A 14030-nucleotide genomic window follows, 5' to 3' on the forward strand; every position below is an offset into this window, starting at 1 on the left:
AAAATGTCTGTTCAAAAAAATCGCATTACCTTGACTGTGGGGGTTTTACTTGCCTTCGCGGCGCTGATTGCTGGCTTATTTATCTCACAACATGTGCCTTTTAAAAAGAAAATCGATGTGAACGCATTTCATGGTACTCTGCTTGAAAAACCTCGGGAAATCGAGCAATTCAGTTTAACTGGCATCGACAATAAATCATTTACTAATGCAAGTTTACAGGGCCAATGGACCATCGTTTTCTTTGGGTTTACCAATTGTGGTTATGTGTGTCCAACAACGATGGCAGAATTGAATAAAATGTACCGTCTTCTTGAAGAAAAAAAGGTTAAACCACTTCCCCAAATAGTCATGGTTTCTGTTGATCCTCAAAGGGATAGTTTGGATAAATTGGATCATTATGTAAGAGCTTTTAATCCTCATTTTTATGGAGCTAGGGGGGATGAGGACGTTGTGAGGAAGATGACCCGAGAAATGGGTATTGCTTATGCCAAAGTTGAGCTTCCTAATTCTCAAAATTCGGAGAATTACGACATGCAACATAGTGCGGCGCTTATGCTATTTAACCCTCAAGGTGAGCTTACAGCATTCTTTACCACTCCTCACCAAGCTGATCTGCTGGCTAAAGATTATCAATTATTAGTTTCATAACTCCAGTCGTATTTAATTCATGCTAACAGTAATTTACCCCTTTCCTTAACCACAAGAGAAGGGGGGGATTCAATTTTAGAATCCAAAAATTAATCTTCTAAATTACGTGCTAGTCTTTATTTATAAAGAATAAAAATAAACCAAGGGAACTTAGATTCATGAAAATTGCTATATTGGCCACAAATCCGCAATTATATTCACATCAGCGCCTAAAAGCGGCTGGCGAGCAAGCAGGGCATGAGGTCAAAATAATTAATCCTCTTTACTGCTATATGAACATTGCTGCTTCCAATCCTAAGGTCCATTATCGCGGCGGTGAACCTTTGCCTCATTTTGATGCGGTTATTCCCCGTATTGGTGCTTCAATCACTTATTATGGTACTGCGTTATTAAGGCATTTAGAGACAATGGGCATTTATACATTGAATGAATCAATTGCAATTTCACGTTCACGGGATAAATTCCGATCTTTGCAGTTGTTAGCTCGCAAAGGTATACCCATGCCTAGAACAAGTTTTGCCCAATCCCCCGATGATACCGAAGATTTAATCCGCATGGTTGGCGGCGCACCTTTAGTGATTAAACTCTTAGAAGGGACACAAGGGAAAGGGGTTATTTTGGCAGATAGCCAACAATCTGCTGTGAGCATTATTAATGCATTTAAAGAAATGTCAGCAAATATTCTTGTACAGGAATTTATTGAAGAGTCTCGGGGTACTGATATCCGTTGTTTTGTGATAGGCGATAAAGTGGTTGCTGCAATAAAACGTCAGGCAAAAGAAGGCGATTTTAGAGCCAATGTGCATCAGGGGGGTAAAGCAATCAAGGTAAAATTGTCCCCACAAGAACGGGCAATTGCTGTGAGTGCTGCAAAAACAATGGGTTTAAAAGTCGCTGGTGTTGATTTAATACGCTCAAATCACGGTCCTTTGGTTTTGGAAATTAACTCTTCACCTGGACTAGAAGGGATTGAAAAAGCCACACACGTTAATATTGCTGCTAAAATTATCCAATATATCGAAAAAAATGCTAAATCTAAAAATGTTAACCGACGGTTCCAGGGATGAATAGAAGGAAATCTATTAAGATTGCTAATGAAACAATTAAAGCGGGTGAATCCCGCTGCGTTAAATTAGCACTGGCAATGTTATATACTTCATCCTCTCTTGAAGTGCCAGTCTATGTTTTTCATGGTAAAAAAGAAGGCCCAGTTCTTTTCATCACAGCAGCAATCCATGGTGATGAGATCAATGGCGTTGAGATCATGCGCCGATTGCATCACTCTTCTTATATTAAACGCCTGCGAGGAACATTAATCACAATTCCTATTGTCAATGTTTATGGGTTGATGCTTCATTCGCGATATCTTCCCGATCGCCGCGACTTAAATCGCCAATTCCCCGGTTCTGAGCGTGGTTCGATGGCTTCAAAACTCGCTAATTTAATCATGACTGAAATCGTAGAGCATTCTACACACGGCATCGATTTACATACTGGCGCAATTCATCGCAGCAATTATCCACAAGTGCGATTTAGTCGTAAAAGTGAGTTATCAGAGAAGATGGCTGAAGCATTTGCAACGCCGATTTGTGTGCCTTCGAGCATACGCGATGGATCCTTACGCCATGCCACGGAAAATTTAAACATTCCAGTGATTGTTTATGAAGCAGGCGAGGCACTGCGTTTTGATGAGTTTGCTATAAAGCTAGGTGTGCAGGGGATACTTAGGGTAATGAATTTTTTGGGCATGTTGTCGCCATCAGCTGGAAAGCATATTGCTAAAAAAAGAATTTCGAGTGCAGTGGCAAAATCCACGTTCTGGATTCGCGCTTCCACGAGTGGTATGGTGGTCGATAGCAAACCTCTAGGATATAAAGTAAGCAGGAACGAACTGCTATGTCATATTGTTGATCCGCTGGGTGACGACCGGGATACCATCTGTTGCCCTTATGAAGGAGTTATCATTGGCAAGACAAACATCCCTTTGGTGAATGAAGGGGATGCTTTGTTCCATGTGGCTTTGTTCGAAGATTTGGACGAATTAGAGTTGCCCACCACTGATAGCCCTGATGAATGGGACTAGAATAAACCAGTTCCTATCATGAATAGCCCATATTTGGCACATTTTTCGCTCAAGTCTGACTGTTTTTGGCAAATCTAACATGTTGGGATAATTCAGTACAAGTGAATTGTCAACATACCCTAAAGATTTTGAAATTGAAATTTTCTAGGAAATTCAAACGAAATTAGGCAATGCAGATTGCTCAGAATCCCGCGAAACTGCTCTCTCCTGCGCTAAGAATTGTAATCGAATAATATTGCCTTTCGCGGGAGAGAGGATTATTCAGTTCAGTTTTTCTTCTGTCGCTGCTCGCTCTTGCCTACTAACCAATCCGGATTAACTTCAAATTCGTTGGCAATACGAGTGAGTAAGGTTTGATCGGGAAGAGTGATTCCATTGATAAAAGCTTCTGCTTTAAATCGAGGAATCTTTAGTAACTTAGAAAAAACTTCGATACGCTCATCGTTGCGTGCTGGTACGCCTATATTGTCTAGTTCCTTGTTAAGGCGATCAGCAAACTGTTTATTTGGCATATCCACCCCAATGTGAATTTTTTATATATCTTCTTCATATAGCACAAAAAAATGGTTTTGCAATCGGGCGTGTCGCCAATTCTACTATCTTGGCCAAAAGGCTTTGTTTTTCTGTGCTTCGCTGCTCATAGACTCTGTTTATTTTATAAGGAATTAATTTTGAATATATTTCTTATAAAATCTAGGGAAATAAATATTGAGGATGTCTATAGCAAAAATCAGTTCCTAAAAAAGTATTTGCTGAGAGAACGGACCTATTATATAAAAATTATTTATAAGTGTTCTCTCCAGCTGTTGTATTAATATTCCTTTTGAGGATGGATTATGCTGGACTTTGTAATGCCCCCCAATTAAACCGGTCCACTAGTTATAGACAAAAATAACAAGTAAGGACTAGTAACATGACTATATCTACAGTTATCGAACCAAACGAGATTATATGTTCTACATCAAAGAAACGTCGTTGGACAGCCTTTGAGAAGCATCAAATTGTTAGAGACTTACCAAAATGGAGTAACCGTATCGTATGTTGCGCGTAAACATGATATACAACCGAGTCAATTATTTTTATGGCGGAAGATAGCGGAGAATGGAGCCTTGACCAGTATAAAAAAAGAAGAAAAGGTAGTTGCTCAAAGTGAAGTGGATTCACTGAAAAGACATATTAAGCAATTAGAGCGGGTATTAGGTCAAAAAACCTTAGAGAATGAGATATTAAAGGAAGCAGTTAAGCTTGGTCGTGAAAAAAAACTCATCTCGCGACAACCCTTGCTAGGACTGGAAGATTTCGAGTGAGGGCTATTGCTCGCACGTTGAATGTTTCGCGTTCCAATTTAATAGAAAGGCTTAATAAAATGAAAAGAAGAAGCCCAACATATAGAAAATAGAAGATGAACAACTTTTACTAACTATTTTAGCAATTACTGATAAACGAAGTAGTTATGGCTACCGACGAGTAACCGCCTTACTTAACCAAGAACTAACTCGCAAACAGCAGCCAAAAATAAACCATAAACGAGTCTATCGAATCATGAAGCAAAATAATTTGCTTTTACCCGCTTATGGCAAAAGACTAAGTAGAACGCATGACGGCAAAATTATTACTCTCAAAAGCAACCTGCGTTGGTGCTCTGACTGTTTTACTATTCAATGTGCTAATGGATAGAACGGGTGGTTTGGCCTTTACGCTTGATACTTGCGACAGGAGAAGTTTTAAGTTATCTCGCCTCTACCGTAGGCATCGATGGAGCAGCCATACGTGATTTAATGCTTGAAGCTGTAGAGTATCGCTTTGGGGTGATTAATCACCTTCCTCATAAAATTCAATGGCTGAGTGATAACGGATCTTGCTATGTCGCCAAAGATACGGTGAAATTTGCTAAAACTTTAGGTTTTGAAGTCTGTACTACCGCGCCTTATAGCCCTAAATCAAATGGTATGGCTGAGGCTTTCGTTAAAACCTTTAAACGAGATTATGTCGCTTTTTATGATGCCCTCAATGCTTATGATTTGATGTGACAACTTCCTCAATGGTTTCACGATTACAATGAAAATGCTCCTCATAAAGGGCTTAATATGATGTCTCCTAGACAGTTTTTAAAAGCTGCTTTGAGGTAAATGGTGGTCCGGTTTAATAGGGGCAACTCCAATCTGCTACCTCTTCTATGCTTCAATTCTAGTGAGGATTTTGTAATAAATAATAGTATTCTTTGCGGCCACTCGCCTTCCTATCTATTAGATCATTTATACTATGGGTTGTTCGTGTCATTTTCTTTTATTATATATATATATAAGATTAGGGTTTAAAGTTAAGTAAGAGTAACAGGTGATCTTTAAATTACTTGAGAAGATGGCCTGATTGATGGTTCACCGCCTGCTCTTCCAGCTTACGGCAGGAGTAGTGTTAAAGCTCAGTGTTATTGGTTTCATTGATCAATACGTTTCATAAATGTATAATATGAATCTTATATAATCTATATGGCTGCTTTAATTTCTTTTTTTTTCCCTAACTAAAATTAAAACACCTTTTAGAGCAATTTTGTTAACAAGATTTAACGCAACCCTATGCAGTAGGTATTTGAAATCTTAGTCCTAAGTGGAAACATCATGCAAGTAAGTAGTGACGGCCAAACCCTTATTAGAGTTAGTGAGAGCGATATTGTCGATGGTTCATGTCAAATTTGTGCTGGCATTACGGTCATTGGTGATTGGGCATTTAAGAATTGTACCAACTTACAAACGATAACGCTTCCTGTCGGGGTCACAGATATTGGTGCCTATGCATTTGCTGGCTGTGTCAACTTAAAAACGTTAACCCTTTCTGTTGGGATCACAGCTATTCGTACTGGGACATTTTTTAATTGTACCAACTTAGAAACGCTAAACCTTCCCGCTGGGATCACAGCTATTAAACTTGGAGCATTTGCTGGGTGTGTCAACTTAAAAACGCTAAACCTTCCGGTTGGGGTCACAACTATTGGTCAAGAGGCATTTGGGGAGTGTAGTAGTTTACAAAGGATAACCCTTCCCGCTGGCGTCAGAAACATCCATCATAGTGCATTTCTTGATTGCAACAGCTTAGCCTTAATTATCATAGCAAGTGATGATGAGACTGAGATAGCGCGAATAACTCACTTACTACCTGAAGAATTAAGAAGCAAAGTTATCTCCAAACGTTTATTTGATGACGTTATTCACTTTCAGGAGCAACAATTAGCCAAGCTTTTGGCTACGCCCCAAACCAATCGTCTTTATAGTTTCTTTAATTATACATCCCGTTGTGTCCCGACAGCCATTTTGGAAGTGAAAAATGAACAGGGTGTAGAGGAACAAAAAGAACAAAGGTGTACCAAGTTACCGAGCGATATCTTTTTGCACCTCAATCAACTAGCAAGTTCGGATAATCGTTATTACCAATACGCACAAGCTGCAATCAAACGTATCCGTTTCCCTACAACTGCTAAAGAGTTAGAAGATTATAAAACATCTCTAGACAAGTTAGTCACTCAGTACATTGAAAAGGCCATGGAACAGGCAGAGCGTTTCCGCGTGCCTAAAACGCCTAGCATGGCTAAGGTAGAGGTTACTGTATGCGCCCCTGCTGTTTGATTGAGTTAGGAGGACGGGTAAAAAAGATTAACTTTAAATAATGGTCCGTCTTGGTGCAAAAGGTGGGTTTAATTAGATCAAAATAATTAAGTAATCTACAGGAATGAAGGAAAAGCTATAAAGCTCATAAAGTTAGTGTGCCGATAAACATAATTAATCCAAATCCCTACAGATTGAAACATTTTATTACTCAACCTACTAATAAAAAAGTGAGGATATAGCTAGTTTTAAATTAAAGCTTGAGCAAGACAGTATAAGTATGACTTCTTTAATTGCTATCCAGAATAGGAGAACTGTGGTTTTTCCTTGTCTGTTGAATCCGCTCTATCGGATTCAACCAGAATATAAATTTACTAAGGAGTTAAAGATCTAGCTCTCTCCTGCTCCTCTTGAGCTAGGCTTGCAGCAGCTTTATTAACAAGTGACACTTCCCCGCCTGCCTTTCTATTCAAAAATCCTCCTATGTAATGAGACACTTCTGCTGGAAGTCTATTTTCAAACAAACCTACCAGGGCTCCTTGTGTATATGCCTTTTCTTCCGGTCTTTTTAATCGTTCTAGCTTAGCAACTACTTCCTCGACAGTGCTCTTTTTAAACATCTCGCATTTTGGAAAAATTGAACTTAATCTTGATAAATCATTGGAATTATTTATTAATGGTATAAGAACTCCAGATTGAATTATAAAATCAAAAAAATTTTCTTTGTCTGAGAAATTATCAGCCATACTCTCAATATCGAGTAAGCTGGTAATTAATTGCTCTCTATTTCTAGATTGAACAATAAGTTGATATAACTCTGTTGTTCGCTCAGGAAACAACTCAATAAGACTGCTAATTTTTAACTGTGACCAATTATCCGATTCAATAATGAATTGATACAGTTCATTTCTTTTTTCAGGAAATATTGCAAGAATCTTGCTCACTTCATACTTCGGATTAAAACCGCGTTGAGTTAATTTTGAGCGGGCAACTAATTGAGACCAATTGTCAGGTCGAGTAGCCACTTCATATAATTCATCTTTTCGCTCTGGGAATAAGTTGACTAAAGTAACAAGGGTTGATGCATGGGTAACTAATGGCAACCAATTTTCTGGTTGAATAATAAGTCGATACAATCCATCTTTTCGTTCCGGAAATTTTTGGACCAATTGGCGAATTGGATAAATATTATCAATTAATCTTGACCAATTTTCTGGTTGAATAATAAAGTCAAAATAATCGTCTTTTTCTACTGAATTATAATCCATTGAAAAGAATAGATCGAAAATAGACACCGATTTATCAAATTTTTCTTGCATTTAAAATTACCTCTTAAGAACTTGGCAAGTAAAGGTATTTCTAGCTGTTAGAATTATCTTCACTATTTGGCTAGCACCAAAGCCAAAGCTCACATTTTTAGAAATTACTTTTTTTGCTTACCCAGGTTGACGAGATATGAGCAACGAATTAGAGGTTAAGGGAGTCATAGAAATATACCTAATTTTATAAATTAATGAGTTAGCTATTTTGATGCCTATCCATTGATAAAACATAGAAAATACTGCACTGAAATCAGTTTTGCGAGTTTTCTCCTAATGACAGCAAAAATTGACTCTGGGGCTGCTTAACTATACCTTTGGTTAATTTTTCGTGCGCGAAAAACCCAAAGGAAAACAATGAAGAATAGAGAGGGTGATTTTTTTTTAACAGTTCTATCCAATGCATTTATTGAAGCAACTAATGAAATTCTTAACCTATATTATGAGCAATCACCAAGAACACAAATTACAGATCAATTTTCAATTATATTATTAGAAATATATCAAAATTTAATGTTAGACATTATGCCAAGTTGTCAATTTCTTGTTAATAAACAGAAATTTTATAGTTTTGCTATTCTTTGTCGTTCAACTTTAGACATAATTATACAAATTAAATGGATTTTAAGTTTAAAAGGGAATGAACAGGCTGAGGCTATAAACCAATTTTTAAGTTTTGAAGGGGTGGGCACAGATTCAAGAGGTAAAAAATTTTATGAGTGGCAAAATGCATTTACCAAAAAAACTACTAGACAAATAGCAATTGAATTAGAAATTGATCGAGAAGTAATTAAATTGCCCCTAGCCAACCACGAAACAGTGGAGCTTAATCTAACAGCATTTGATTACTTGTCAAAAATAACGCATTGGAATCCTCGTCTCATAACGACTTGGTAGGCTTTAGCAAGGAAAACCATATGGGATATAGTTCGGAGTACTTAAGAATGGCTACACTAGCCTTAGAAGTATTTGTTGCTTGTGCAACAATATTTACCGAAATTTTTATGGAGAAATGTCTAAAAGTTGATGCCTTTGTTATAAGAAACAAAACAAGTACAATCAGAATAAATTTTCAGAAGTCCTTTGAACAATATTATGAACAGGACAAAAATTTAGAAACTGAAATTTAAATAAAAATAACCCTAGAACTTAGATTTCATATCCTAATGTCAGATTTGATCTTAATATGAATTAATTGTTATTTTATTTCTCAAATAATATTGTTGACGTTACCAAAATGGTAACATATAATCAAACTATGAGAATAATAGCAAAAAGCCGATTAAAAAAATATTGGGAAACTCCAGGTAATGAGCATCTGAAATCTTATTTGAGTGAATGGTACCATTTTTGTGAAAAACAAATTTGGAGAACTCCTCAAGAAGTTAAAGATACACTAAGGAATGCGTCTATTATTGCGAGCAATAGGGTTATTTTTAACATCAAAGGAAATGATTATCGTATTATTTGTGCTATGGATTATCCCCGGCTTGCAATGTTTATTAAGTTTGTTGGTACCCATAAAGAGTATGACCGGGTAAATGCCTCGGAGGTTGAAAATGATTAAACCAATTCATAATGAAAGTGATTACCAAATTGCTTTAGAAAGAGTAGAGCAACTTTGGGGGGCTAAACAGGATACACCTGAAGGTGATGAGCTTGAGATTCTACTAGTATTAGTGGAAGGTTATGAAAATAAGCATTATCAAATACCTTCATCCGATCCAGTTGAAGCTATTCTCTTTTTAATGGATCAATTGAATTTGACTCGCAAAGATTTAGAACCTTTTTTAGGCCCCAAAAGTAGGGTAAGTGATGTTTTAAATAGAAAACGTAGTTTAACTTTGCCGCAAATTGTAAAATTACATAAGGAGCTACATATACCTTATGAAAGTCTTATTGAGGAGCGTCATTACCTCTAGTAGTAAAGTAGCCGCCCCTATACCATTGTAGATGTAATTACTTGATTTCAATTTTGCTGAGCCATTTTTTCCTCTAAAAATTAAAGATTTCTTTGAGTTATACAGTATTAGCAATATGATCAAATATTGCATATCATCCGCCATAAATTTAAGGACATAATGGCTACCAAAACCAGCCATAAAAAAGGGAAGGGACCTAATTCAGAGGCGGTAGATTTTAAACTCAAGAGATTGCTAAAAATAAAAGTTATTAGATCTGATTACTGTGATAATCTGGCCAAATTAATTAACCGTTCAGAACGTTGATTAAATACTTTATATTTGCAATCGTTGTGGATCGTCACCATGAAAGTCCGGAAAGTCATTATCAACCCTATGAAGAAAATTTGGCTTGTATATTAGGCAATGAATGTAACCGATTAAACGCCATTACTGAGTTCATAAAATATTTACGTAATGTCGATACTATACACAAGTTAATCAATTAAGCTCCCGCCGCATGGAAGAGCCAGCTATTTGCCGTCAAGCACGTCAATCTGATGGATTGGCGTTTAATAGCCATAATGGCTGTTCAAAAATCGTTCGTCATTTTATACCGTATGTTTTTATTAAATTGTTGTTTAGAACCATCTAATTTCGGTCTAAGATACTAATTAGCGAATTGTGAGCCGGCTAATTTATCAATAAATTATGTATCGTAGGCCGTTTCTATGAACGAGGCTGCTTAAATCACATACTACATAAGGAGATGCATGTGCTAAATCTTAAGTTGGTTATATTTTTGAGGAGTTGATATGGCTACTATAAATGTTAAAGGAGTTAATATTTATTATGAGATCCACGGCCAGGGAAACCCTTTGGTGTTAATTGCAGGTTATACATGTGATCACACGTTTTGGGGTGCCATGCTTGATGATTTAGCCAGAAAATTTCAGGTATTGGTATTTGATAATCGCGCTGTAGGTCAAACGAAAGATGATGGTGCTCTTTTTACATTAGAAGATATGGCTGAAGATACGATGGCTTTAGTGCAGCAATTAGGTATTGTACAGCCGCATATTCTGGGCCAATCAATGGGCGGCGCAATTGCTCAAATTATTGCAAAAAAATATCCTGATAAAATTAATAAACTGATTGTATTAAATTCAGCCTCTAAATTTAATACAAGAACAGTCAAAGCAATAGAAAGCCTTTTAAATCTTCGTAAAGAGAACATTTCTTTAGATTTATTAATAGAAACGGGCATGCCTTGGTTTTTTTCAAGTGACTATTTGTCTAATCCTGAAAATATCGTTTCTTTTAAAGAAAATATTAAGAACAATCCTTATCCCCAATCTGTGGAAGACCAAGAACGCCAGTGTAGGAATATACCGACATTTGATTCTCATGATTGGATAAATGAAATAAAAGCTACTGCACTTGTTATTGCCGCGGAGGAAGATATTATTGTTTTGTCTGCAGAAAGCCAACAGCTTGCAAAAGATATCCCAAACGCACAATTCATAATAATACCAGGCGGACATTCAAGCCCATTGGAACAACCCAAGGAATTAAATAAAGCCATATTTAATTTTTTGCTTCCGAGTGACAACAGGTAGCAATGTATCATCGAGCGGAGAGATTCATGCCACGGCAAAGAGAGGATCGAATAGGAAAAGGATGTGCACGCGTGTGTACGAGCGAGCAAAATTTAGATATGCAGATAATTCTTTTCGATGATGTTGGCTGTGAAAAGATTTACGAAGAAAGCGTCAGTTAGTGCAATCTGACAGGCTCTTTTGCTAACAAATAGCACACATACAGCCATCATTTTGCAAATCTTCATGGTTAGTAGTGGTGTTATTCAGTAAAATATTTCTATTTGCTCCAAATTTGGGGCCACCATATTGATCTCTATTAGAAATTAAAGGGCTGGACTCTGACGTATTAAAATAACTTACACCTTCTTTGTCCTTCCATGAACACCTATCTCTAGAAGGACTATCAGCAGAGGATTTAAGGATATCTCCAGCTGTAAGGATTTTATATCCTCTATGCAGCGCCCCTTTTCCATAATCGCTTATGTTATCGTGAGCACCGGCTGTGATTTGAACACAACAATGAACATGAAATCCCATAATTATAATATGCGTAATGTTATTTTCTTTTAAGGCATCATCTAATCCTGTGTCAGCATAACGTGGAACATGCCAGCTATAACCATCTCCAAAACCATTAGCGTCGCCTTTTTCAATAAACAAAACATTTTTATAATTTTTGACAAGCTTCGTTAAACCTTCTCTATTATTTTTATCAGATATAAAGCATACTAATAGCTTTTCTTTCACTGCCCAAGAAAGCAGCCTTTCTTGTTTGTCAGCTACATTTATTTTGTTATCTTCTAAACTACCCTCAGGAGAGTATTCATCTATAATTAATACAGCTATTTTAATTCCTTGACGGATTAATTTAGATGCTTCATCGATTAGAGTTTTACTTGATTCTTCTTGACTTAACATAGTGATATTACACAGAATAAATAAAAATAATTATACATTTTGATAAAATTTAGATCAAATTTTTCTGCTAGCTCCTGCTTTTTAAAATCAAACTTTGCCTTTATGAATGACAGTACATCATAGATAGGTATACTGCGCTGCTCGAAAAGCAAAGCATTTTGGCTCAAGCTAGGGAATTGGGTGCTGTTACTTTATGTATGGTGCTCTAATATGCGAACAAAACCGCTAATCCAAAAATCACTGTCATTCACACAAGGAATTAATGTAAATCGTTCGCCTCCCAAGGCATGCCATTGTTCTTTAGCACGTATACCAATTTCCTCAAGTGTTTCAAGACAATCTGCGACGAATGAAGGACAGGAAACGGCAAGGCGTTTTATTCCTTTTTCGAGTAATTTTGGCAATAGCTCATCAGTATAAGGCTTAATCCAAGGGGTTTTTCCTAATCGAGATTGAAAAGCCATCCCGTATTTATTTTCAGCTAAATTGAGTTTTTTTGCTAATTCACGGGTGGTTGTATGGCATTGTGCCTTATAGCAAATTGGATTGGCTTTTTCAGTAGTGGGGCAACTGGGCATACAAATTTGTGAACATCCGAGGCGGACTAGATGGCGTTCTGGTATGCCATGGTAACTGAATAGCAAATAATCATGATGTTCGATATGAGGTTGAATGAGAGCAGCTTGGGCATCAATAAAACCGGGATGCTGATGGAAATCGCGAATAATAGTGGGTGGTGCTTGTAGTTTATTACTTGCGACTATTTCCATTACTTTGTCAATGGATGAACTCGTTGTTGATGAAGAATACTGTGGATAAAGTGGAAAGACGACTAATTGCTCACAGTCTTTAAGTTGCTTGAGAGCTTGTTCAATTGATGGCTTTCCATAACGCATTCCCAAGGCCACTGTCCAGTCATCACCGAGACGATTTTGTAATTTGTGTTGGAGATTTTGGCTATGAACCATTAGGGGAGAGCCTTTATCAGTCCAGATGGCTTGATAGGCATGAGTCGTTTTTTTCGGTCTAAAGGGCAGAATTACCCCATAAACGAGAGCATATCTTACAAAAGCGGGTAAATCGATCACTCGTTTATCTGTTAGGAATTCGCGCAGGAATTTTCTGACTGCACTCTTCTTGGGGCTACTTGGAGTACCTAGATTAATGAGTAATAAACCTTTTTTCATCGCAAGAAACCACTCCGAACTAAATACGGTTTTCAAGTAAATGCGGGTATAGAACCGCTCTTTTATTTTTCGTTGTCCGTTGTAAACGTGAGCAAATGAGAATGATAGCATATGTTGTGAGGAATAGATGTCATTCAATGAGTAATCGTGAGTGCAACCTCAAAAGACAATGATTCTTCTATTGCAGCACTCAAGAATCGATGTTTTGAGGTTTCTCTGGGAATTGAGCGATGCAGATACAAGCAATGAATGTTTGTGATGATTAGTTTTGAGAGATTAATCTTTCACTTACGCATCAACTGATTCATTTATCGCAACGACGTTTGAGGCATGTAAGCCACGTTCTCCCTTTTCAAGGTCATAGGAAACTTGCTGTCCGGGAACTAGGGTTTTGTAGCCTGTTCCTTGAATAGCAGAAAAATGAACAAAGACGTCTTCACCGCCGCCTTCAGGCATAATAAACCCCCAGCCCTTGGCATTATTAAACCATTTGACTTCGCCTGTAGCCATGACTCCTCCTTTTGCTAAAGCTGATCAATCGTCAACCATTAATTGGTTGAGCAATTGCATTCATCCTTAAATGACAATTGTAAAAACCCATTTTTTATGGGGTAATTTCAACATAGCGTAAAATAGGTATACGCTACAATAGTTTTTTAAAAAAAATTGTGTAATTAAACTGTTCAGTTGTCAAGAACCCAATAAGTATACTCCTATAGTAAAAAATACTATTTTTGAAATAGGTTAGGCCTAGCTTTGTTTTTGCCTGCTAAA

Annotated in this window: 15 protein-coding genes and 1 pseudogene; 11 read left to right on the forward strand and 5 right to left on the reverse strand. The window is 37.0% G+C overall.

Going from position 1 to position 14030, the window contains the following annotated elements:
* The first annotated feature begins 3 nt into the window (after positions 1–3).
* The 3 genes from LMI_RS04240 to LMI_RS04250 all read left to right on the forward strand — a co-directional run bounded on the left by LMI_RS04240 (position 4) and on the right by LMI_RS04250 (position 2731).
* On the forward strand, positions 4–648 hold the full coding sequence (locus tag LMI_RS04240; RefSeq protein WP_045098682.1) for an SCO family protein: 645 nt from the start codon (positions 4–6) through the stop codon (positions 646–648).
* A 158-nt stretch (positions 649–806) separates the two neighbouring features.
* The gene (gene rimK, locus LMI_RS04245; RefSeq protein WP_045098683.1) at positions 807–1715 is read left to right on the forward strand and encodes a 30S ribosomal protein S6--L-glutamate ligase; all 909 of its coding nucleotides are present in this window, start codon (positions 807–809) and stop codon (positions 1713–1715) included.
* Entirely contained in the window at positions 1712–2731 is a 1020-nt protein-coding gene (locus LMI_RS04250; RefSeq protein WP_045098684.1) for a succinylglutamate desuccinylase/aspartoacylase family protein, read from the forward strand. The genes rimK and LMI_RS04250 overlap by 4 nt, the downstream gene beginning before the upstream one ends.
* Before the next feature lie 266 nt (positions 2732–2997).
* On the opposite strand, the gene LMI_RS04255 is transcribed toward LMI_RS04250, so the two are convergent.
* On the reverse strand, positions 2998–3243 hold the full coding sequence (locus tag LMI_RS04255) for a hypothetical protein (protein ID WP_045098685.1): 246 nt from the start codon (positions 3241–3243) through the stop codon (positions 2998–3000).
* A 401-nt stretch (positions 3244–3644) separates the two neighbouring features.
* Here LMI_RS04255 and LMI_RS15075 point away from each other — a divergent pair.
* Together LMI_RS15075 and LMI_RS14825 are read left to right on the forward strand one after the other, a co-directional pair.
* A pseudogene (locus LMI_RS15075) lies at positions 3645–4860 on the forward strand (IS3 family transposase).
* Positions 4861–5349: 489 nt separating this feature from the next.
* Positions 5350–6351, forward strand: a complete 1002-nt coding sequence (locus tag LMI_RS14825; protein WP_052679450.1) for a leucine-rich repeat domain-containing protein — start codon at positions 5350–5352, stop codon at positions 6349–6351.
* 353 nt (positions 6352–6704) lie between these two features.
* On the opposite strand, the gene LMI_RS04275 is transcribed toward LMI_RS14825, so the two are convergent.
* On the reverse strand, positions 6705–7649 hold the full coding sequence (locus LMI_RS04275; RefSeq protein ID WP_045098686.1) for a hypothetical protein: 945 nt from the start codon (positions 7647–7649) through the stop codon (positions 6705–6707).
* 357 nt (positions 7650–8006) lie between these two features.
* Here LMI_RS04275 and LMI_RS04280 point away from each other — a divergent pair, with 357 nt between their 5' ends.
* The 6 genes from LMI_RS04280 to LMI_RS15705 all read left to right on the forward strand — a co-directional run bounded on the left by LMI_RS04280 (position 8007) and on the right by LMI_RS15705 (position 11330).
* On the forward strand, positions 8007–8546 hold the full coding sequence (locus LMI_RS04280; protein ID WP_231852228.1) for a hypothetical protein: 540 nt from the start codon (positions 8007–8009) through the stop codon (positions 8544–8546).
* 47 nt (positions 8547–8593) lie between these two features.
* Positions 8594–8779 (forward strand): hypothetical protein, encoded by a 186-nt coding sequence (locus LMI_RS15600; protein ID WP_231852229.1) that lies wholly within the window; start codon positions 8594–8596, stop codon positions 8777–8779.
* A 107-nt stretch (positions 8780–8886) separates the two neighbouring features.
* Positions 8887–9216: a type II toxin-antitoxin system HigB family toxin gene (locus tag LMI_RS04285; protein WP_231852230.1), complete on the forward strand. Its 330-nt coding sequence runs from the start codon at positions 8887–8889 to the stop codon at positions 9214–9216.
* Positions 9209–9571: a helix-turn-helix domain-containing protein gene (locus tag LMI_RS04290; RefSeq protein WP_045098687.1), complete on the forward strand. Its 363-nt coding sequence runs from the start codon at positions 9209–9211 to the stop codon at positions 9569–9571. Before LMI_RS04285 ends, LMI_RS04290 begins: the two co-directional genes overlap by 8 nt.
* A gap of 794 nt (positions 9572–10365) precedes the next feature.
* Positions 10366–11169, forward strand: a complete 804-nt coding sequence (locus tag LMI_RS04295) for an alpha/beta fold hydrolase (protein WP_045098688.1) — start codon at positions 10366–10368, stop codon at positions 11167–11169.
* Between the two features lie 26 nt (positions 11170–11195).
* Complete coding sequence (locus tag LMI_RS15705) at positions 11196–11330, forward strand: recombinase family protein (RefSeq protein ID WP_256324298.1); 135 nt, start codon at positions 11196–11198, stop codon at positions 11328–11330.
* Positions 11331–11352: 22 nt separating this feature from the next.
* Here the strand turns inward: LMI_RS15705 and LMI_RS04300 are convergent, their stop codons facing one another.
* The 3 genes from LMI_RS04300 to LMI_RS04310 form a co-directional block, all read right to left on the reverse strand.
* On the reverse strand, positions 11353–12069 hold the full coding sequence (locus LMI_RS04300) for a cysteine hydrolase family protein (RefSeq protein ID WP_045098689.1): 717 nt from the start codon (positions 12067–12069) through the stop codon (positions 11353–11355).
* Positions 12070–12260: 191 nt separating this feature from the next.
* A complete protein-coding gene (hemH, locus tag LMI_RS04305; RefSeq protein ID WP_045098690.1) occupies positions 12261–13256 on the reverse strand; it encodes a ferrochelatase in 996 nt (331 codons plus the stop codon).
* A gap of 288 nt (positions 13257–13544) precedes the next feature.
* Positions 13545–13766: a cold-shock protein gene (locus LMI_RS04310; RefSeq protein ID WP_045098691.1), complete on the reverse strand. Its 222-nt coding sequence runs from the start codon at positions 13764–13766 to the stop codon at positions 13545–13547.
* Positions 13767–14030: the final 264 nt, after the last annotated feature.

Origin of the sequence: Legionella micdadei, assembly GCF_000953635.1 — a bacterium.
Classification (GTDB): Bacteria; Pseudomonadota; Gammaproteobacteria; order Legionellales; family Legionellaceae; genus Tatlockia; species Tatlockia micdadei.

Bases quoted from the DNA above. Each gene is read 5' to 3' on its own strand.
- LMI_RS04275 (WP_045098686.1), bottom strand. From the start codon at position 7,649: ATGCAAGAAAAATTTGATAAATCGGTGTCTATTTTCGATCTATTCTTT.
- LMI_RS04255 (WP_045098685.1), bottom strand. From the start codon at position 3,243: ATGCCAAATAAACAGTTTGCTGATCGCCTTAACAAGGAACTAGACAAT.
- rimK (WP_045098683.1), top strand. From the start codon at position 807: ATGAAAATTGCTATATTGGCCACAAATCCGCAATTATATTCACATCAG.
- LMI_RS15600 (WP_231852229.1), top strand. From the start codon at position 8,594: ATGGCTACACTAGCCTTAGAAGTATTTGTTGCTTGTGCAACAATATTT.
- LMI_RS04285 (WP_231852230.1), top strand. From the start codon at position 8,887: ATGGTAACATATAATCAAACTATGAGAATAATAGCAAAAAGCCGATTA.
- hemH (WP_045098690.1), bottom strand. From the start codon at position 13,256: ATGAAAAAAGGTTTATTACTCATTAATCTAGGTACTCCAAGTAGCCCC.
- LMI_RS04240 (WP_045098682.1), top strand. From the start codon at position 4: ATGTCTGTTCAAAAAAATCGCATTACCTTGACTGTGGGGGTTTTACTT.
- LMI_RS15705 (WP_256324298.1), top strand. From the start codon at position 11,196: ATGCCACGGCAAAGAGAGGATCGAATAGGAAAAGGATGTGCACGCGTG.
- LMI_RS04310 (WP_045098691.1), bottom strand. From the start codon at position 13,766: ATGGCTACAGGCGAAGTCAAATGGTTTAATAATGCCAAGGGCTGGGGG.
- LMI_RS04280 (WP_231852228.1), top strand. From the start codon at position 8,007: ATGAAGAATAGAGAGGGTGATTTTTTTTTAACAGTTCTATCCAATGCA.
- LMI_RS04295 (WP_045098688.1), top strand. From the start codon at position 10,366: ATGGCTACTATAAATGTTAAAGGAGTTAATATTTATTATGAGATCCAC.
- LMI_RS04300 (WP_045098689.1), bottom strand. From the start codon at position 12,069: ATGTTAAGTCAAGAAGAATCAAGTAAAACTCTAATCGATGAAGCATCT.
- LMI_RS14825 (WP_052679450.1), top strand. From the start codon at position 5,350: ATGCAAGTAAGTAGTGACGGCCAAACCCTTATTAGAGTTAGTGAGAGC.
- LMI_RS04290 (WP_045098687.1), top strand. From the start codon at position 9,209: ATGATTAAACCAATTCATAATGAAAGTGATTACCAAATTGCTTTAGAA.
- LMI_RS04250 (WP_045098684.1), top strand. From the start codon at position 1,712: ATGAATAGAAGGAAATCTATTAAGATTGCTAATGAAACAATTAAAGCG.